This window comes from Brevibacterium rongguiense (genome assembly GCF_009857845.1).
In the GTDB taxonomy this organism is placed as follows: domain Bacteria; phylum Actinomycetota; class Actinomycetes; order Actinomycetales; family Brevibacteriaceae; genus Brevibacterium; species Brevibacterium rongguiense.
This window is the reverse complement of the sequence record NZ_WWEQ01000020.1, coordinates 32,755-51,728: the sequence shown is the minus strand read 5'-3', so window position 1 is coordinate 51,728 and position 18,974 is coordinate 32,755. Positions and strand designations below refer to the sequence as shown.

Here is an 18,974-nt window from a genome sequence, read left to right as displayed (position 1 = left end):
GGGCCGGCGGTGTGCGCGATGCCCGCCCGGCCCGCGCCCCACGCGCGGGCGGCAAGCGCACGCAGGCGCGCCTCGGCGTCCCCGTCATGCCCCGCCCACCAGCGCATTCGCACCCTCCCACCGGCAGCCGATCACACCCGCCAGCCCCGGCCCACCGGCGGCGGTCCGGGCAGTCCCGGTTTCGACGTACCATCGTCATGACCATTGTCGTCCACGGCCGCGGCCCGCGGCCCGCTCTGCGCCGATTCCGCTCTCACGCACCCCACGAAAGCCTGCCGTGACCGTTCATCCCCCGCAGTTCCCCGCCGCGCCGCTCGCCGGCCCTCCCCGCACCCTCATCGACATCCTCCTCGCCACGACGGCCGCGCACCCGCACGCCCCGGCGCTCGACGACGGGCGGCGCGTGCTCAGCTACGAAGAGCTCATCGCGCAGGTGCGCGACGTCGGGCTCGCCCTCAACGCCGCGGGCGTGGGCCCCGGCGACCGGGTGGGCGTGCGCGTGCCCAGCGGCACCGCCGAGCTCTACACCGCGATCCTCGGCGCGCTCATGATCGGGGCGGCCTATGTGCCGGTCGACGTGGATGATCCGGAGGAGCGCGCAGCGACGGTCTTCGGCGAGGCCGCGGTGGCAGCGGTCATCATGGGCCCCGAGGGCGCACCCGGCGCGAGCGCGGGGGCCCAGTCGGTGCCCGGCTTCCCTGGCCTTGCCATCGAGAGCCGGGCGGAGCGCACCGCGCCGCCGGCCCTGCGCGAGCCGCGGCCGGACGACGACTGCTGGATCATCTTCACCTCGGGCTCTACCGGCAAGCCCAAAGGCGTGGCCGTCTCGCACGCCTCGGCGGCCGCGTTCGTCGCTGCGGAGGCGGAGCTCTTCCTCGCCGAGGATCCGATCGGGCCGGGCGACCGCGTGCTCGCCGGCCTGTCCGTCGCCTTCGACGCGAGCTGCGAGGAGATGTGGCTGGCCTGGGGCCACGGTGCCTGCCTCGTCCCGGCCCCGCGGGCGCTCGTGAAGTCCGGGATGGACCTGGGCCCGTGGCTGGCCAGCCGCCGCATCACGATCGTGTCCACCGTGCCGACGCTGGCCGCGCTGTGGCCGGCCGAGACGCTCGACTCGGTGCGCCTGCTCATCTTCGGCGGCGAGGCGTGCCCGCCCGAGCTCGCGGCCCGCCTGGCCGACGGTGAGCGCGAGGTGTGGAACACCTACGGGCCCACCGAGGCCACGGTCGTCGCGTGCGCCGCACAGCTGGGTGCGGGACCCGTGCGCATCGGGCTGCCGCTGCGCGGCTGGAGCCTCGCGATCGTCGACCCCGCCACGGGCTTCCCGGTGCCCGAGGGCGCCTCCGGTGAGCTCATCATCGGCGGCGCCGGGTTGGCGCGCTACCTCGATCCGGCCAAGGATGCGGAGAAGTACGCGCCCATGGCGTCGCTGGGCTGGGAGCGGGCGTACCGCTCCGGCGACATCGTCGTCAACGACCCGGCGGGGCTGCTGTTCGTTGGCCGCGCGGACGAGCAGGTGAAGCTCGGGGGCCGGCGCATCGAGCTGGGCGAGGTCGATGCCGCGCTGCAGGCCCTGCCGGACGTGCGCGGGGCCGCCGCCGCGGTGAAGTCCACCCCGGGCGGCACGCAGCTGCTCATCGGCTACCTCGCCCCGGACGACCCCGCCCTGGGCGCGTCCGCCGGCAGCCCGCAGGCGGAGGCGGCGATCGAGGGCTGGGCCGCGCGGCTGCGCGAGTCCCTGCCGCCCGCGCTCGTGCCGCGCCTGGCGCTCGTCGACGAGCTGCCGACGAAGACCTCGGGCAAGGTCGACCGCGCCGCCCTGCCGTGGCCGCTGCCCGGTGCCGCCGCGGCCGAGCCGGCGGACGGCAGCCCGCTGCCCCCGGAGGCCGAGTGGATCGCGCAGCAGTGGGCGGCGGTGCTCGGGGCCGTCCCCGGGGAGGCGACCGACTTCTTCTCCGCCGGCGGGGGCTCGCTCGCGGCCGCGCAGCTCGTCTCGCGGCTGCGCGCCCGGCACTCGGCCGTGACCGTCGGCGACGTCTACGCCCACCCGCGCTTCGGCGCGCTCGTCGACCTGTGCCTGGGCGCGGAATCACAGGCCCCGGCGGCCCGGGCCGCGCGCACCGTGGTGCGCACGAAGCGCTCGATGCAGGCCCTGCAGACCCTGCTCGGGATTCCCGTCCACATCCTCGCGGGCATGCGCTGGCTCGTCATCGCCTTCCTCGTCCTCGAGGCCGCGGCCCTGCTGGGCGCCCGCGTGCCCACCGCACCGGGCTGGCTCACGCTGGCCCTCTTCGCCGCGTTCGTCACGCCCTGGGGGCGCATGCTCGTCTCCGCCGGCGTGGCCCGGGCGCTGCTGGCCGGGGTGGGCCCGGGTGTCTATCCGCGCTCGGGCGGGGTGCACCTGCGCCTGTGGCTCGCCGAACACATCGCGGACCTCGCCGCCGCGGTGTCCGTCGCGAGCGCACCGTGGGTGACCTGGTACTCCCGGCTGCTGGGCAACCGGGTGGGGCCCGGCGTGGACCTGCACTCCGTGCCCCCGGTGACCGGCCTGCTCACGCTGGAGGCGGGTGCGGCGATCGAGCCGGAGGTCGATCTGCGCGGCTGGTGGGTCGACGGCGACCTGCTGCGCATCGGCGCGATCCGGGTGGGCCGCGGCGCCACCGTGGGAGCCCGCTCCACGCTCATGCCCGGCGCGCAGGTGGGCGCGGGGGCCCATGTGGAACCCGGTTCTGCGGTCACCGGGAAGGTGCGCAAGAACCAGGTGTACTCCGGCTCGCCGGCGGTGCGGGTGGGCAAGGCGCGTCGTCACTGGCCGCCGCCCCCGCGCACGCGCCGCCACGCCCCGTTCCTCCTCTACGCGCTCGGCTCGCTGGGGCAGGCGACGATCCCCTACCTTGCGGCCGTGCCGGGGCTCGCGCTCATGGTCGCCGTCTCCGGGCCCGAGGTCGCCACCCGGCCGCTGGCGCTGCTCGCGTGGGCGCCGTTCCAGGCGCTCGCGTGGTTTGCGTGCACCGCGCTGCTCATCCTCGCGGTCGTGCGGGCGCTGGGGGCCGGGCTGCGCGAGGGCGAGTTCCCCGTCCGCTCGGCCATGGGCTACCGGATCTGGGCCACCGAGCGGGTCATGGACATGGCCCGCGACCTGCTCTTCCCGCTCTACGCGGGCCTCATCACCCCCGTGTGGCTGCGGCTGCTGGGCGCCAGGGTGGGCCGCGGTGTCGAGGCCTCGACCGTGCTGCTCGTGCCGAAGATGACGCAGATCGCCGCCGGCGCATTCCTCGCCGACGACACGATGGTCGCCTCGTACGAGATGGGCCGCGGCTGGATGCGCATCGGCCGGGCGAAGGTGGGCAAGCGGGCCTTCCTGGGCAATTCGGGCATCACCGCCGCCGGGCGCCGCGTGCCCAAGAACGCGCTCGTCGCGGTGCTCTCCGCCGCGCCCAGGAAGTCGCGCAAGGGCTCATCGTGGATCGGCTCGCCGCCGGTGGAGCTGCGCCGCAGCGAGGTGGCCGCCGATGAGTCGCTCACGTACGCGCCGCCGGCCCGGCTGCGCGCGGCCCGCGGGGCGTGGGAGACGCTGCGCCTGCTCGCAGTCGCCGTGGAGGGGGTGCTCGTCTCCGGGGTTCTCCTGGCCCTGTGCTGGCTGCTCGGGGCCGGCGGGCAGCTCACCGGCCGGCCAGGCGGGCTCGGCGCCGCGCTCTTCGCCGCCGTCCTCTCCGGCCTCGTCATGATGGCCGCCGGTGCGGTTGCCGCGGGGATCGCGGTCGCGGCGAAGTGGCTGTTCGTCGGGCCCATCCGGACCGGTGAGCACCCCCTCTGGTCGGCCTTCATCTGGCGCAACGAGGTGGCCGACACGTTCGTCGAGCTCATCACCGCGCCCTGGTTCGCGCGCACGGCCGTCGGCACGCCCGCCCTCGTCTGGTACCTGCGGGCCCTCGGTGCGAAGATCGGCCACGGGGTGTGGTGCGAGACCTACTGGCTGCCCGAGGCCGACCTCGTGGAGCTGGGTGACAACTCGACCGTCAACCGGGGCTGCGTCGTCCAGACCCACCTCTTCCACGACCGGGTCATGGCGCTCGACTCGGTCACCCTGGACGAGGGCTCCACGCTGGGGCCCAACAGCGTCATCCTCCCGGCGGCCCAGCTGGGCCGCTCGGCCACCGTGGGGCCCGCCTCGCTCGTCATGCGCGGCGAGTTCGTTCCGCCGCACGCGTACTTCACCGGCAACCCCGTGGTCCCGTGGCTCGATGCCCCGCTGGCGGCCGAGGATGCGCGGGACGCGGTCGCGCGCGAGGCGCCTGCCCACGAGGAGCAGCCGAGCCCCGCTCATGGGCGCGCAGCCTCTGCAGCACACGGCCCCGCGCCCGATGCCGCTGCGCCGTCCCGCGCCTCGGCTGCGGAGCCCCCTGCGCCGCCCGGCGCGTAGCATTCCCCTATCCCCACCCTTCCGTGCGGCCGGCCCGCACCCAGCGAAAGGACGCGGCACCCGCGCATGACAGTGCTCGACCCGTATACCCCCGAATCCGGCACCGCCGCCGTGCGCATCGACCACTACGAGCTCGTCCTCGACTACCGGATCGTGCCCAATCGGCTGAGCGGGCACGCCACGCTGCGCGGTGTCATGCGCGCCGCTGCGGATGCCATCGAGCTGGACTTCGTGGGCCTGCGCTGCGATCGCGCCCAGTTCGACGGCCAGCGCTGCCGCTACAAGACGGTGGGCTCGAAGCTCGTGCTTCGCCCGGGGAAGGCGCTCAAGGAGGGTCAGGAGTTCGCGCTCGACGTCTACTACTCGGGCAATCCGGAGCCCGCGATGGGCACGTGGGGCGATGTGGGCTGGGAGGAGCTCGAGGACGGGGTGCTCGTGGCGGGCCAGCCCAATGGCGCCGCGACGTGGTTCCCCTGCAACGACCATCCCTCGGACAAGGCGACGTTCCAGATCTCCATCCTCGTCGAGTCGGAGTACACCGCGATCTCGAACGGCGAGCTCGTGGGCGAGCGGCGCAAGGCCGGGCGCACGCAGTGGACGTGGCGCTCCGATGTGCCGGTGGCAACCTACCTGGCGACCATGCAGATCGGCCGGTATCGGCGCGGCGAGATTCCCGCCCCCGCGGGCTCTGATGTCTCTCGCGTGCCGCTGCGCCTGGCGTGCCCGCCGGAGCGGTGGGCGCACGCGGAGCGGGCCCTGAGCCGTCAGCACGGCATGATGCGCGCGTTCGAGGAGCGCTTCGGCCCGTTCCCGTTCGACGCGTACGGGGTCGTCGTCACCGATGACGTGCTGGACATCCCGCTGGAGTCCCAGCCGCTGTCCATCCTGGGCCCCAATCACCTCCACCGCACGTGGCAGGCCGAGCGGCTGGTGGCCCACGAGCTGGCCCATCAGTGGTTCGGCAACTCCGTCACGCCCGCCCGTTGGCGCGACATCTGGCTCAACGAGGGCTTCGCCTGCTACGCCGAGTGGCTGTGGTCCGAGGCCTCGGAGCGAGGTTCGGCCGATGAGCAGGCCAAGGCGCACTACGACTCGCTGCGGCCGGGGTTCCTCCGGCGCGCGGCCGAGCGGGTGGGCGAGGCCGTCGGCGGCATCGTCTCCCGCGCGGCGGGGGCACGCGGTGCGGACGCGAGCGGGTCGGTTGGCGCTGAGGATGCAGACAGCGCTGGTAGTGCTGGCGGTGCAGACGGCGCAGGTAGCTCAGGCGGCGCAGGCGGCGCTGGCGACCCGGATGCGGGGGTTCGCGAGGGGAGCGACGTGACCGAGGGGGCACGCGGAGCACGCGGTGCCGGTCGTCCAGCAGGTTCCGACGGCGGGGCCGGTTCCGCGGGTAGCGCCGGTTCCGACGGCGGGGACAGTTCCGCTGGTTTGGGTCCTTCCGCAGGTGGCGCTGGTTCCGAGGGCGGCGTTGAATCCACCGGCGGTGCGAAAGGCACGATGAGCGCCACCGCCGGAGATGCGGGTTCGCCCCGGGCGGAGCCTTCCCAGGCAGCCAGCGGTGTCCTCGCCAATCCGGGGCCCGACGACATGTTCGACGATGAGGTCTACAAGCGCGGTGCACTCACGCTGCATGCGCTGCGCGCCGCCGTGGGCGACGAAGCGTTCTTCGGCCTGCTGCGCGAGTGGACGGCGCGCTACCGGCTCGGCAACGTCATTACCGATGACTTCCTCGGCCTCGTCGAGGAGCGCGCGGGAGCCGAGGCGCGCGAGGCTCTCACCCCCTGGCTCTTCGCAGCCGAACTGCCGCCGCTGCCGCAGGTCGGCTGAGACGGGTGCGCGGGCTCCGGCTGGCGCGCTCACGGGCCGGTGCATGGACTGTGGCGGCGGGCACGGGCACGGGCACAGGCACGGGTACAGGCACGGGCAAGCGTATGCATTGAACGGTCAGGGATGGACAAGCGCCGCGGTGGTCAGGGCACGGACTGAGGCCTGCCCCCGCACCGAGCGGCGCACGGGTTCAGGCCCGCTCCCACGCTCGCACCGAGCGGGCGCACGGGCTCAGGCCCGCTCCCACGCCGCCCCGCACCCATCCACCCGTAACCGTTCTGGTCCTCATCCGCCTTCTCACCAGACCGGGTGCCCCCGATCTCACTCGACGGGGTGCCCCCGATCCTGTCTGCAGCTCAGCACGGCGCCCCCGTTCCGGCTCAGCACACTGGTCACCCGTTCCGGCTCAACGCGGTGTCACCCGTTCCGGCGCGTACCCGAACATTGGGCGCTCACGAGCCGGCACTCATCCTGGCACCGAGCACGTTCGATCCGGTTTGCAACCGCCGTTGCCGGCCGTGCCGGCGCATCTCGAGGCCGTGTTCGGGGCTTGCGCAGCGGTGGAGCGCGGGTGCGCGAACAACGGTGCCACGCTGCAGCGCGTGCGGGTTACGCGCGCAGGTCGAGCAGCATGATCGAGGCGTCGCCATCGGCGCCGACGGTGCGGAAGCCGGCGGCGGCGTAGAGGTGGGCGGCGCCGTTTCCATCCTCGACCGACAGGCTGATGGCCCGCTCCCCCGCGACGCGCGCCGTGCCCTTGAGCGCCCGCAGCAGCGCGGTGCCGATCCCCTCGCCTTGCCTGTCCGGGTGCACCGCGATGGTGAGCTCGGGGATGTCGTCGGCAACCCAGCCATAGCCGGGCGAGTCCGGCAGCCGCCGCAGCCACGCCGCGCCGATGAGCCGATCCGCACCGTTGCCCTCGTACGCCCCGAGCGCGAGGTCGCCGGCCTGACCCCACCCCGTGACGTAGCGGGCGAGCTCGGGCCGGCTCATGGCCTCGTCACGCGAGAGTTCCGGCTTGTCCATCGACCAGTTGACGGCCAGCAGGAGGAACGGCTCGAGCAGTTGTTGGGTCGCGGCGTCGTCGGTCAGGGGGCGGATTGTTGCCATGCTCCCAGCGTAGCGAGGCCGCTTGACCACCGGCGTGCGGACACACGACGGGTGAGGATTCGCCCCCGGGGAGGTCCGAAGAAGGGCACGGTCCTGGGCAGCGCCCCCTCAATTGGGAGGAGGCCCGTCAGAACGGCAGAGACTCGCGAAAGTGGGCAGAGACTCGTGAAAGTGGGCTGAGGCTCGTCAAAAGGGCGGAGGCTCGACGTGGGGCGTCTCAGCGCTTCCGGGATGACCACTGCCCCCGGGACGACCACTGGCCCCGCGGTCGCTGCCGCCTCCGAGGTGACCACCGCTCCTGGGCCGACCACCGCTTCTGAGCTGACCGGTGCTCCCGAGGCGAACATCGTGGCCCGCTGCCGCATCTCGTTCGCACTCCGCCCCGACCCTGCCGTCCGCGCCCTCTCCGACCGTTCCGCTGGGTTCAGCGAGCGCAGTGAGGAGGGCCGTGAATTCGCTCGCGTGCTGGGCCGACACAGGGTTGCCGGGAACCTCGGTGACCGCGGAGATCCCACCGTTGAGGCTCCAGGCGAGCATGCCCTCAGCGGTCCTCGTCGGCACGAGCCTGTCGTCGGTCTTCATCTGGTGGTGCCGCTTGCACAGCGGATGGAGGTTCTCGAAGTCGGTGCGCCCACCGGAACCGGGATTCTCGTGGTCGAACGGAACCCGATGGTCGAGCTCGCAGGATCCGGCCCGTCGTGAGCAACCGGGTGCCGTGCAGTGCTGCCACTTCGCCTCGATGGCCGTGCGCATGGGCGCCGGGATCGCGTAGGTGCGCGCTGCGGCATCGAGCACGTGGCCGTCGACGGGATCCGTGAGGATGCGGACCACCGAATCGAGGCCACCGGGGATCCGGCGCACGGCATCCGCCGGCACGGGCGCCCCGTCTGCGAGCTCTCCGGGCAGCTCGCTGAGTCCGAGGGCGGTGAGTGCCGGGACGGTGAGAGCGACCCGAGCCTGGGCGCGCAGCCATTGCGTGTTCGTCGGGCACGTGAGCGTGAGGGTGACGAGCTGTCCGGCCTCACCGTCGACCGTGCTGCCGTCCAGCCCGACCGATCCGTTGGATCCACCCGGCCAACCTGGCCCATCCGGTTCGTCTGCCCCGAACGGCCCGCCTGCCTCATCCGGCACACCTGTCCCGTTAGGCCTGTCCGACCGGTCTGGTCGACCTGGCCTGTCCGACCGGTCCGGTCGGTCCAGTTGGTCGCGTGCCCGGACAGTGGGCACACTGCGCCCCTGCCAGGGAACTCCCGGCCTGTTTTCCCTGCTCATCGCGCTGCAACGGTTGCAGGTACCACCTTCGTCGGCACCTCTCCCAGCTCCTTCTGCGATGCCGGGCCCGCAGGCGCGATGCGGACAGCTACCGTCGTGCGGGCAGTCAATGGGCCCCGGAACTCGCGGCGAACCGGATTGCGTTCGCACACCCTGCTCGTGGGCATCCTGGGTGTGAGAGTCGGGCACTCGGGACCCGGCGGGGCCGGCCCCGTGACCATCCACCTCGCTCGGAGGGTGAACCGCCTGCGCCGCTCCGGTGCCGGGTGCGGGGTGTCCGCGAGCCGTGTCCCCGTTGCCCGTACCGGGGACGCACTGCAGCCTCCCGGAGGCCCCGGACTCGCGCTGCAGGTGCGAAGCGGTGCGATGCGCACGCGCGTCATCAGCGGCAGCGGCGGGACGGAACCCGCGGGATGCAGCAGCGCCGGCACTGGCTCCCGCTTCGATGGGGAGCACGGCCTGCACACTCACCTGCGGCAGATACGAGGAGAGCATGTCGAAGCAGAGCTGGTCGAGGCTGCGCTCATCGATGACGCGCACCCCGGGCGGCACCTGCTGGCCGAACGCACCGAGTTCGCTGCGCCGCACGGCCCGTGCAACCGCGTAGAGGCGCCGATGCAGCGCGTCGAGTTCGGCACTGGGGCCGATGAGCGAGAGTACGGCGGTCCCGTCCGCCTGCGGCCTGTATTCGACGCGCCGCCGGCTGCGCGCGAGCTCGGCCAGCTCCGTCGGATCCTGGGCCGCTGCGACGAGTCGCACGAGGTGCCGACGGAAGTCGGCAAGGCGCATGCTCGGGCGCAGGGCGGCCAACTGCTGGTCGATGCGCCGCAGCCGCAGCAGCGGGAAGTCGCCTACGAGGTCCGCGGCGAGTGCGAGCTTGCGGAAGTCGATGAGCCCGCACCGCACCTGCGCCACGAGGCGGGGCAGACCGAGCAGCGCGGTCAGCGCCTGGGCAATGAGCCGGTGGGCAGAGTATTCGCTGATGTCGAGCACCGCGCCCACGGTCATCCCCAAGCGCAGCTTCCCGCCGTCGTAGAGCTGGCCGGGGACTCGACCAGGCGCGTGGAGGGTGAGCAGGCGGGTGATACGCGTAACCGGAATGAGCTCGGCATCCACGGGGATCGCATCGGCCCAGGCAATGTCGTCGGGAACCGGGCTGACCGGGGCACCGAGGCCGGGAAGGTCGAAGAGACGACGCGGTTCGACGGTCACAGGCTCCTCGGCCGGCGACGCCACCGGGCAGCGGCAGAGGCCCACCGCCCCCTCACGTGTACCGGCGCCCTCACCCCTACACCCACCGTGCCCCTCGGCTCCTCCGGGGCCCGGCCGAGCTCTCCATGTGCGATCGACTGTCGGTGCCCCCACAGCTGGAGCGTCGACTCCGACGCAGTCGAGTCCGCGGCCAGTCGCCTGGTCGGATGAGCGGTGCGCATCCGGAGCGGGGGCGAGCAGACCGCACCCCGTGCACACCTCGCCGATCCCCGCGCAGTCACCGGAGGAATCGAGCAGTGCACCATCGTCGACGCCGAGGGTGCGGAGCACCCCGTGGTCGACCATGCTCTGCAGTGCCGTGAGGCCGGGGCCGAGCATGCGGCGCAGGCTGTGCGTGCTGATGACGGTGGCTTCCTCGGCCAGCGCCGCGAAGACAGCGGCATCGTAGGCCTGTGGTCGGAGGTGGTCGTCTCCGGGGCTGCCGGAGCGTCTGGGACCACCGGGACCCGCAGGGGTTCCGCTGCCCGCATTCCGATGATCCGCCATGCCACTCGCCCCCTCTGCGCATGTCCGCCGGCCCCGCCGACTGGATGTTTCGGCTGTGGGTCCAGGATAGAACGAGGCACGGACACGAGAGCATGGAAAGGACTCCGTAAATCCCATGCGAACTAATACTCTTCGATTTTCTGTGGCGCAAGGGTGAAAGTCGACCCCGTACACCCGTCAAAGGGAGCGCACCGGGCTCAACCGGCGAAACCTGTGCATCCAGCGCCGTCGAGCACGGTCAGCGCAACCAGCCCACCCAGCACCGGCAACGGAACCAGCCCAGCAACCCAGACGGCACCGTTCGCACAGTCAGCACAGCCAGCGCAAGCAGCGCAGCCAGCCCAGCAAGCACCGCCGCCAAACACTGCCCGTGCAGTCAGCCCAATCAGCCCAGACAACCACCCCGGCGAACGCTGCCAGCGCAAGCACCCCAGCCAGCCCAACCAGCCCGCCCAGCGCAGTCGCGGCGGAGGTCCCGTGTGGTCAGGCTCGCGCCTCGGCGCGCTCGATCCACCCCTGGCCGCGCATGCGCAGGCCCAGCGTCACCGCCCGGGCGCCCATGAAGCCGAAGCAGAAGCTCGCCCAGAGCGCGGTGAGCGATCCGAACGCGGCCATCGCCGCCCACGCGCACGCGGCGAGCACGAGGAACGAGACCACCTGGGCAAGCGCGAGGTAGCGGGCATCCTCGGCGCCCATGAGGATGCCATCCAGGGTGAACACCCAGCCGGCGATGGGCATGCACAGCGCCAGGACGAGCACAAGCGGCGCGAGCAGCGCGCGCACGGCACCGTCCGAGGTGAACGCGGCACCCACCCACGGCGAGGCGCACGCGAGCGGCACGCCCACGACGACTCCGAAACCGGTCCCCCACAGCAGCAGCCGACGCTGCACGGCGGCCACGCCTGCGCGATCCCGGCGGCCCAGCTCCAGGCCGATGAGCGCCTGGCCCGCAATCGCAATGGAGTCGAGCACGAGTGCGAGCGAATTGAACAGCGTCTGGGCCACCTGCAGGGCGGCCAGCTGCGCCGTCCCCAGCGCGGTGGCCGCGGCGATGAGGACGATGAGGCCACCACGCAGCGAGGCATTGCGCACGAGCAGCCAGCCCGAGGTGCGGGCCGCGGCGAGCACGCCCGCCCAGTCCGGGCGGAGGTCTGCCCCGAAGCGCCGCGCCGCGCGGATTGCGATGACGATGTAGACCGCGCACATCGCGGCGTGGGCGCACACGGTGCCGAGCGCGGAGCCGGCCACCCCCATCCCCAGCCCGTAGATGAACAGCGCGTTGAGCGCGATGTTGAGCCCGAACCCGCCGGCCGCGACGAAGAGCGGCGTCTTCGTGTCCTGCAGGCCCCGCAGCAGACCCGTCGCCGCGACGACGACGAGCATGAACGGCAGCCCCCACCAGGAGATGGTGAGGTAGGACAGGGCGCCGGCGGCCACCTCGGGCGCGGGATGGAAGAGGCCCAGCAGCCAGCCCAGCAGCGGCAGTCCGCCGGCCACGAGCACGGCCGAGCACACGAGGGCCAGCCAGATGCCGTCGAAGCCCGCGCCGACGGCGGCGCGCTGATCGCCCGAGCCCAGGTGGCGGGCCACGCGCGGGGTCGTCGCATAGGCGAGGAAGACCATGAGGCCCAGGACCGTCTGCACGATGGTCCCGGCGATGGCGAGTGCGCCCAGCGCCCCGGCGCCCAGATGGCCGACCATGGCGGTGTCGGCGAGGAGGAAGACCGGCTCGGCGGCGAGCGCGCCCAGGGCCGGCAGCGCAAGGCCCCAGATCCGTCGGTCGAGTGCGCGCATGGTCACGCAGTCTACGCGGCAGGGCGCGCGGCTCAGTGTCCGGTCGCCGAGGTGCACGGCCGCCCCGTTCCGGCTCGCGCAGGCGCACCGCTCCCGGTGCACAACTGCCCGGTCTGCCGAGGTGCGCGGGCGCCGCTTCCGGTGCACGGCTGCCCATTGTCGCAAGGTGCGCAGGCGCGCCGCTCCCCGTGCGCGCAACCAGCCCGCTCCCGAGGCGCACCCCGGTCCGCTGCGCCAACGCCGGTTCGCGGCACCGAGGGTGCCGGCGGCCCGGCTCAGCCCAGCGTCGCGATCCAGCGCGCGGTGTCGGCGGGGTCGATGACGTCGTCGACGTCGAAGACCTCGGCCGCGCTCATTGCCCGGCCCTGCTCGTAGAGCGCGTCGAGGCGCTCCCGGAACGCGGCCTCGCGCTCGTCGGCATCGGCGATGGCCGCAAGCTCCTTGGCGAAGCCCAGGCGCACGGCGCCCTCGAGGCCCATGGGCCCCATCTCGCCGCTGGGCCACGCCACCGTGAATTGCGTGGCGCGCAGGTGCCCGGCCGTCATCGCCATGGCACCCAGGCCGTAGGCCTTGCGCACGATGATCGCGCCCACGGGCACCGTGAGCGCGGCCCCGGCGGCGAACAGCTCGCCGAACACCCGCACGCCCGGCTCCTCCTCCGCCTGCGGCCCCACCATGAACCCCGGGGTGTCGACGAAGCTCATGAGCGGCAGGCCCAGCGCCTGCACGAGCCGCAGATGCGCGGTGAAGGACCGCGCGGCATCCACGTCGATCGCTCCGCCCTGGTGGCGGTTGGCGTTCGCGATGAACCCGAACGGCCGCCCCTGAACGCGGGCGAAGCCCACGATCGCGCCGTCCGCATGGTCCGCGCGCAGCTCGAACACGGTCGCCGGGTCGGCCACCGCCGCGATGACCTCGCGCATGTCGAAGGCCCGCAGCCGGTCGGCGGGCACAAGGGTGCGCGGATCGGGGCGCGCCCCCTGGCCCTCCGCGGCCCCGGCGTCCCCGGCTTCGGGCGCCCCGGCTGCTGGCCCCTCGCTTTCCAGCGCCTCGACTGTCAGCGCCTTAGTCTCCCGCGTCCCAGCCGCAGGGGCACCGGCCCCAGCAGCGCCGCCATCGACAGCACCGCGGTTCGCCGCACTCCCCTCGGCGGCCCTCCCCCCGGCGGCGAAGCCCAGGTACTCCCTGGCCCGGGCGACGGCCGCGGCATCGTCGGCGGCGAGCACGTCGATGGCGCCCGTGCGGGCGTGCAGGGCGGCCGGGCCCACGTCCTCGGGGGCGAAGCGCCCCAGCCCGCCGCCCTCAATCATCGCCGGCCCGCCCATGCCGATGTTCGCGTCTGCCGTGGCGATGATGACATCGCACACCCCCGCCAGGGCCGCGTTGCCGGCGAAGCACCGGCCGGAGGCGATCGCGACGAGCGGCACGCGCCCGCGCAGCCCGGCGAGCGCGGCGAACGTCGTGACGTCGAGCTGCGCACCGGGCGGGATGTCCGTGTCCCCGGGCCGCCCGCCCCCGCCCTCGGCGAAGAGGACGACGGGCAGCCCGCGCTCCCGGGCCACGTGGATGAGCCGGTCCGTCTTCGCGTGGTTCCGGGCGCCCTGCGTGCCGGCGAGCACCATGTAGTCGTAGCTCATGACGACCGCCTCGACCTCGCCGGCCGGCGTTGCGATCCGCCCGATCCCGCCCACCAGGCCATCGCCCGGGGTGCGGGCGATGAGGTCGGCGCGGCTGCGCCGGGCCCGCTGCGCGGCGATGGCCAGCGGGCCGTATTCGACGAACGTGCCCGCGACGACGAGGTCGGCGAGGTTTTCCCGCGCCGTGCGCCGGCCGCGGGCGTGGACCTTCGCCACCGCCTCGGGGCGCGCCTCGTCGCCCGTGCCCGCGTGGCGCTCGCGCGCCTCGGCGATGCCGGGATGCTCCGCGGCCGCCTCCGCGTCCACCGCGCCGGCGCCCGGTTCGGCCGTCTCGATGAGGAACAGGGGCTCGCCCGCGCGGACCGTCTGGCCCACCGCGACGAGCGCGCGCGCCCGTGCGTGGGGCGGCGCGGTGACCGGGTGGTGCATCTTCATCGCCTCGATGACCGCGAGCTCGCTGCCCTCGCCGAGGGCGATGACGGTGCCGGTCAGCGGCGCGCGGACATACTCCTCGCCCGGCCCAGGCTCCGGCAGTGCCGCACCCGACACCGGTGCCCCGGTCCCACCCGGGCCCGAGGCGCCAGCCGGTTGACCGTCCGGACCCGAACCCAAGGCGCTACCCGGGTCTCCGTCCGAACTCCCCCGTGCCCCCGGCTCCGCGGCCGCGGCGATCCCCGCCGCGGCCTCGAGCAGTTCGCCCAGCCGCTCGTCCAGCGCGGTGGTCGTGGCCTCCCCCGCCAGGCCCGCCGCGAGGATGGCCCGCAGGAGCGGCAGCGTCGTGTCGACCCCGCGGATCCGCGTGCGGGCGAGTGCCCCGGTCAGAGCGCGCACGGCCCCGGTGAGATCCGCCCCGCTCACCGTGACCTTGGCCAGCAGCGAGTCGTAGAGGGCGCCCACCTGCGTGCCCGGGCGCAGCCACGAGTCCACGCGCACCCCCGGCCCGAACGGCAGCTCGAGGCCCTCGACGCGGCCCACGGCCGGCTCCACGGCCCCATCGGCGCGCAGCGCCTCGGCGCCCACGCGCGCCTCGACGGCGAAGCGGCCCGGCACGCCCCCGGGATCACCGCGCGGCAGGTCCACGGGCTCCCCGGAGGCGAGCGCGAGCTGCACGGCCACGAGGTCGAGGCCCGTGACCTCCTCCGTGACGGTGTGCTCGACCTGGATGCGCGGGTTGACCTCGAGCAGCACCCACCGGTCGCCCGCGACGAGGAATTCGACGGTGGCCAGCGAGGCGTAGTCGAGGGCGGCGAGCAGCCGTTCGGCGGCCTCCCACAGCCGCGCGCGCAGGCCCGGGTCGAGCCCCGGTGCGGGCGCGATCTCGATGACCTTCTGGCGCCGGCGCTGCAGGGAGCAGTCGCGGTCACCCACGGCGACGACGCGGCCATCGCCCAGGCCCGCGCACTGCACCTCGATGTGCCGGGCGCCGGCGAACCACTCCTCCGCGAAGACGCGGTCGTCGCCGAACCCGGCGCGCGCCTCGGCGGCGCAGCGGGCGAACGCGGCCTCGAGCTCCCCGGGCTCCGTCACGACGGCGATGCCGCGGCCCCCGCCGCCGGCCACGGCCTTGAGCGCGATGCCCTGCGGGGATGCCGCCAGCAGCTCGCGGGCGCCGTCCGCGCCGTCGAGCACCGGAGTCGAGGCGCCCAGGGGGATCCCGAGCTCGCGGGCGAGCGCCGCGGTGCGCGCCTTGTCCCCGGTTGCTTCGAGCGCCTCCGGGGAGGGCCCGGCGAACGCGGCCCCGGCGGCGGCGCACGCGCGGGCGAACGCGGCGGACTCGGCGAGGAAGCCGTAGCCGGGGTGGACGATGTCTGCGCCGGCTTCCTCGATCGCGGCGGTCAGCGCGGCGATGTCGAGGTAGGCCGCGGGGCCGGTGCCCGGCAGCTCGATGGCGAGGTCCGCCGCGCTCACGTGCAGGCTCGTGGCGTCGTCGGCGGAATGGACCGCGACGGCGCGGTGGCCCAGGGCCTGGGCGGTCGCGATGACGCGCACGGCGATCTCGCCGCGGTTGGCGACGAGGACCGTGCTCATGCGCCCTCCGCCTCCTCGAGGCCCGCGATGAGCTCGACCTTGCGGATCTTGCCGGTCGCGGTCATGGGCATCGCGTCGACGAGGTGGACCTCGGGCACCTTGTAGACCGCCATGCGCTGCGCCGCCCACGCGCGGAACTGCTCCGCGCTCGTCGTCGACCCGGGTGCGGCCTCGATGAAGGCGACCGGGATCTGGCCCGCCGCCGCGTCCTCGCGCGGGGCCACGGCGATGCGCACGATGTCGGGATGGTCCTTGAAGAGGGACTCGACCTCGGCCGGGAAGACGCTCATGCCGCTGACCTTGATCATCTCCTTCGTGCGGCTGAGGTAGGTGAGGGCGCCGTGGTCGTCGAAGCGGCCGGTGTCGCCCGTGAGCAGCCAGCCGTCCACGAGCTGCTGCGCGGTGGCCTCCGGCCGGTTGAAGTAGCGGGTGAGCACGGAGGGCGAGGACTCGATGATCTGCCCGGGCGTCCCGGCCGGCACGGGGACCAGGTCGTCGTCGACGACGAGGATCCGCGTGCCGGGGACGGGGTAGCCGCAGTAGATGGGCTCGGCGCGCAGGTCCTGGTCGTCCGCGTCCAGGCCGTGCGTCGTCGTGTCCGCCGTGTGGGTCTCCGTCATGCCGAACGAGGCCTCGTGGAGCACGGTGCCCGTGGCCGCCCGCCACTGCGCGCGCAGCTGGGGGTCGAGCTTGCGCACGAACGAGATGGCCATGCACTCGGCCAGGGAGTCGGTGCGCGCCGCGGCGAAGCCCGGCAGCTCCATGAGCTCGACGTAGTTGTCGGCCATCGCCACGGTGGTCGTGACTGCCTGGGATTCGATGAGCGCGAGCGCCGCCTCGGGGTGCCAGCGCGTCATGAGGACGAGGGTCGAGCCGTCCACGATCGGGTTGAGGATGCAGAAGTCCTCGCCGGCGATCCAGAAGATCGGCAGGAACCCCAGGACGCTCTGGCCCCCGGCCCCGGGCTGCAGGCCCATGCCGGCCAGCGAGCTCACGGCGGTGTAGAGCATGTGGGCCTGCGTGTGCTCGCAGCCCTTGGGCAGGCCCGTGGTGCCGCCCGTGTAGTTGAGCGCCGCGAGCGCGTCCGGATCCGCCTGCGCCGCCGGGGCGGGAGGGCTGGCGAGGATGGCCGCCCAGTCCGAGCCCAGCGCGGGGTCGGCGGGGCCGAACGGCGCCGCGGGCACCGCGGGCCCGGGCAGCGCATCGCCCAGCTGGGTGTAGCCCACGCACAGCGGTTCGGAGGGCTGCGCGGCATCCCGGGCCTGGGTCCCCTGGGCCTGCGCGGCATCCCCGGCCGCGCCCGCATCTCCGGCCGGGGCGCCCTGTGCGTCCTCGAGGCGCAGTCCGAGCTCCGCGGCCGCGGCCTGCACGACGGGCCGGAACTCCGCCTGCGCGAGCAGCGCGCGGGGCCGGGCATCGTCGAGCTCGTGGGCGAGCTCGGCGGCCTTGAACATGGGGTTGACCGGCACGTGCACCGCGCGCAGGCGCAGGATGGCGAGGAACGCGACGATGAACTGCGGGCAGTTGGCCAGGTAGACGCCCACCCGGTCGCCCGGACGCACGCCGCGCGCGGCCAGCCAGCCCGCACAGGCCGCGACCTGGCGCTCGAGCTCGGCATACGTCGTGTCCGCGCCGTAGAAGTGGATCGCGGTGGTCTCCGGGCGCTCGCGGGCCCAGCGGTCCAGGCGATCGCCCAGCGTGCCGGCCCACGCGGCGGGGTCGAGCGCCTGTGGCACATCGGCGGGCCAGAGGTCGCGCAGGCCCTCGAGCTCGGCCGCGGCGGCGTCCCAGGCCGCGCTGCGCCCGCTCATGCGCCCGCCCCCGGAGCGGATTCGGCGGCGTCGACCGGCTCCGCTGCGTCCGCGGACTCGGCGGCGTCGGCGCGGATCTCGCGCCGCAGCACCTTGCCCGAGGCGGTCTTGGGCAGCTCGTCGATGAACGTCACGGTCCGCGGGGCCTTGTAGCTCGCCAAGTGCTCGCGGCAGTAGTCGATGATCTCCCGCTCCGTGGCCTGCGCGCCGCGGTGGAGGGTGACGAAGGCCGCGACGGACTCGCCGCGGTAGTCGTCGGGCACCCCCACGACCGCGGCCTCCTGGACCGCCGGGTGGGTGAAGAGGACGTCCTCGACCTCGCGCGGCCAGACCTTGTAGCCCGAGGCGTTGATCATGTCCTTCTTGCGGTCGACGATGAAGACCCAGCCGTCCGCGTCCATGAACCCCACGTCGCCCGTGTGCAGCTCTCCGTCCGGGATCTCCCGCGCCGTGGCCTCGGGGTTGTTGATGTACTCGCGGACCACCATGGGGCCGCGCACGCAGATCTCGCCCACCTCGCCGGGGCCCACCGGGGCGCCCTCGTCGTCGAGGACGCGCACGACGGTGGAGGCCAGCGGCAGCCCGCAGGACAGGTTGCCGGAGTCCGGGTCGACGGGTGCGCGCAGCCCGCGCGGGACCACGATGCACTGGGCGGTGGTCTCCGTGAGCCCGTAGCCCTGGCCGATGTAGTAGCCCGTGCGGTCCTCGAAGCGGCGCACGACGCCCTCGGGCAGCGGCGCCCCGCCGGACATGATCTCGTCGAACGAGTCGAACTCGTCGCCCTGGAAGTCCGGGTGGGCGAGCAGCGCGAGGTAGGCGGTGGCCGGGCCGGCCATGTAGGTGGGCCGCTCCGTGCGGAAGAGCGCGAGCGCGGTGGCCGGCTCGAAGCGGCCGTTGAGCACGAGCCGGGCGCCGGCGGCGACCGCCGCGAGGAACAGGCACACGAAGCCCGTGATGTGGAAGACGGGAGCGAGCGCGAAGATCGCGGAGTCCGGCCCGTAACCGCGCAGCACCTTGAGCATCTGCGCGTTCGCGGCGAGGCCCCGCTGGAGCACGAGGGCGCCCTTCGAACGGCCCGAGGTCCCGGACGTGTAGCCGATGATGCCCGGGTCGTCCGGGCTCGTCTCGCGGTGGGGCACGCGCTGCCCGCGGTGGGCCTCGAGCGCTGCGAGGAAGTCCTGGCGCCCCGTGTCCGCCCCCGCCTCGGCGCCTGCCGGGCCGAACACCGCCTCCGGCTGCTCCACCGCGAAGTCGCGCTCCCCGCAGGTGAGGACGATGGGCAGGTGCTCGCCGTGAGGGCGGACCCGGTCGTCCACG

The 18,974-nt window shown here is 73.9% G+C and carries 8 protein-coding genes; 2 read left to right on the top strand and 6 right to left on the bottom strand.

Features of this window, described 5'->3' with window-relative positions; all coding sequences use genetic code 11:
- Positions 1 to 277 precede the first annotated feature (277 nt).
- On the top strand, positions 278 to 4,420 hold the full coding sequence (locus GSY69_RS06480; RefSeq protein ID WP_160953056.1) for a Pls/PosA family non-ribosomal peptide synthetase: 4,143 nt from the start codon (positions 278 to 280) through the stop codon (positions 4,418 to 4,420).
- Positions 4,421 to 4,486: 66 nt separating this feature from the next.
- Entirely contained in the window at positions 4,487 to 6,247 is a 1,761-nt protein-coding gene (locus GSY69_RS14930; protein WP_268892172.1) for a M1 family metallopeptidase, read from the top strand.
- Between the two features lie 609 nt (positions 6,248 to 6,856).
- Here the strand turns inward: GSY69_RS14930 and GSY69_RS06465 are convergent.
- The 6 genes from GSY69_RS06465 to GSY69_RS06440 form a co-directional block, all read right to left on the bottom strand.
- A complete protein-coding gene (locus tag GSY69_RS06465) occupies positions 6,857 to 7,357 on the bottom strand; it encodes a GNAT family N-acetyltransferase (protein WP_160953055.1) in 501 nt (166 codons plus the stop codon).
- Positions 7,358 to 7,543: 186 nt separating this feature from the next.
- Entirely contained in the window at positions 7,544 to 9,841 is a 2,298-nt protein-coding gene (locus tag GSY69_RS15155) for an HNH endonuclease signature motif containing protein (RefSeq protein ID WP_160953054.1), read from the bottom strand.
- 1,029 nt (positions 9,842 to 10,870) lie between these two features.
- Positions 10,871 to 12,181 carry an MATE family efflux transporter gene (locus GSY69_RS06455; protein ID WP_160953053.1) on the bottom strand — a complete coding sequence of 437 codons (1,311 nt, stop codon included), beginning with the start codon at positions 12,179 to 12,181 and terminating at the stop codon, positions 10,871 to 10,873.
- A 275-nt stretch (positions 12,182 to 12,456) separates the two neighbouring features.
- Positions 12,457 to 15,846 carry an acetyl-CoA carboxylase family protein gene (locus GSY69_RS06450; RefSeq protein ID WP_160953052.1) on the bottom strand — a complete coding sequence of 1,130 codons (3,390 nt, stop codon included), beginning with the start codon at positions 15,844 to 15,846 and terminating at the stop codon, positions 12,457 to 12,459.
- Positions 15,843 to 17,657 carry an AMP-binding protein gene (locus tag GSY69_RS06445; RefSeq protein WP_160953051.1) on the bottom strand — a complete coding sequence of 605 codons (1,815 nt, stop codon included), beginning with the start codon at positions 17,655 to 17,657 and terminating at the stop codon, positions 15,843 to 15,845. The genes GSY69_RS06450 and GSY69_RS06445 overlap by 4 nt, the downstream gene beginning before the upstream one ends.
- Entirely contained in the window at positions 17,654 to 18,973 is a 1,320-nt protein-coding gene (locus GSY69_RS06440; RefSeq protein ID WP_328698786.1) for a class I adenylate-forming enzyme family protein, read from the bottom strand. Before GSY69_RS06440 ends, GSY69_RS06445 begins: the two co-directional genes overlap by 4 nt.
- Position 18,974: the final 1 nt, after the last annotated feature.

Bases quoted from the DNA above. Each gene is read 5' to 3' on its own strand.
- GSY69_RS14930 (WP_268892172.1), top strand. From the start codon at position 4,487: ATGACAGTGCTCGACCCGTATACCCCCGAATCCGGCACCGCCGCCGTG.
- GSY69_RS06465 (WP_160953055.1), bottom strand. From the start codon at position 7,357: ATGGCAACAATCCGCCCCCTGACCGACGACGCCGCGACCCAACAACTG.
- GSY69_RS06455 (WP_160953053.1), bottom strand. From the start codon at position 12,181: ATGCGCGCACTCGACCGACGGATCTGGGGCCTTGCGCTGCCGGCCCTG.
- GSY69_RS06450 (WP_160953052.1), bottom strand. From the start codon at position 15,846: ATGAGCACGGTCCTCGTCGCCAACCGCGGCGAGATCGCCGTGCGCGTC.
- GSY69_RS06445 (WP_160953051.1), bottom strand. From the start codon at position 17,657: ATGAGCGGGCGCAGCGCGGCCTGGGACGCCGCCGCGGCCGAGCTCGAG.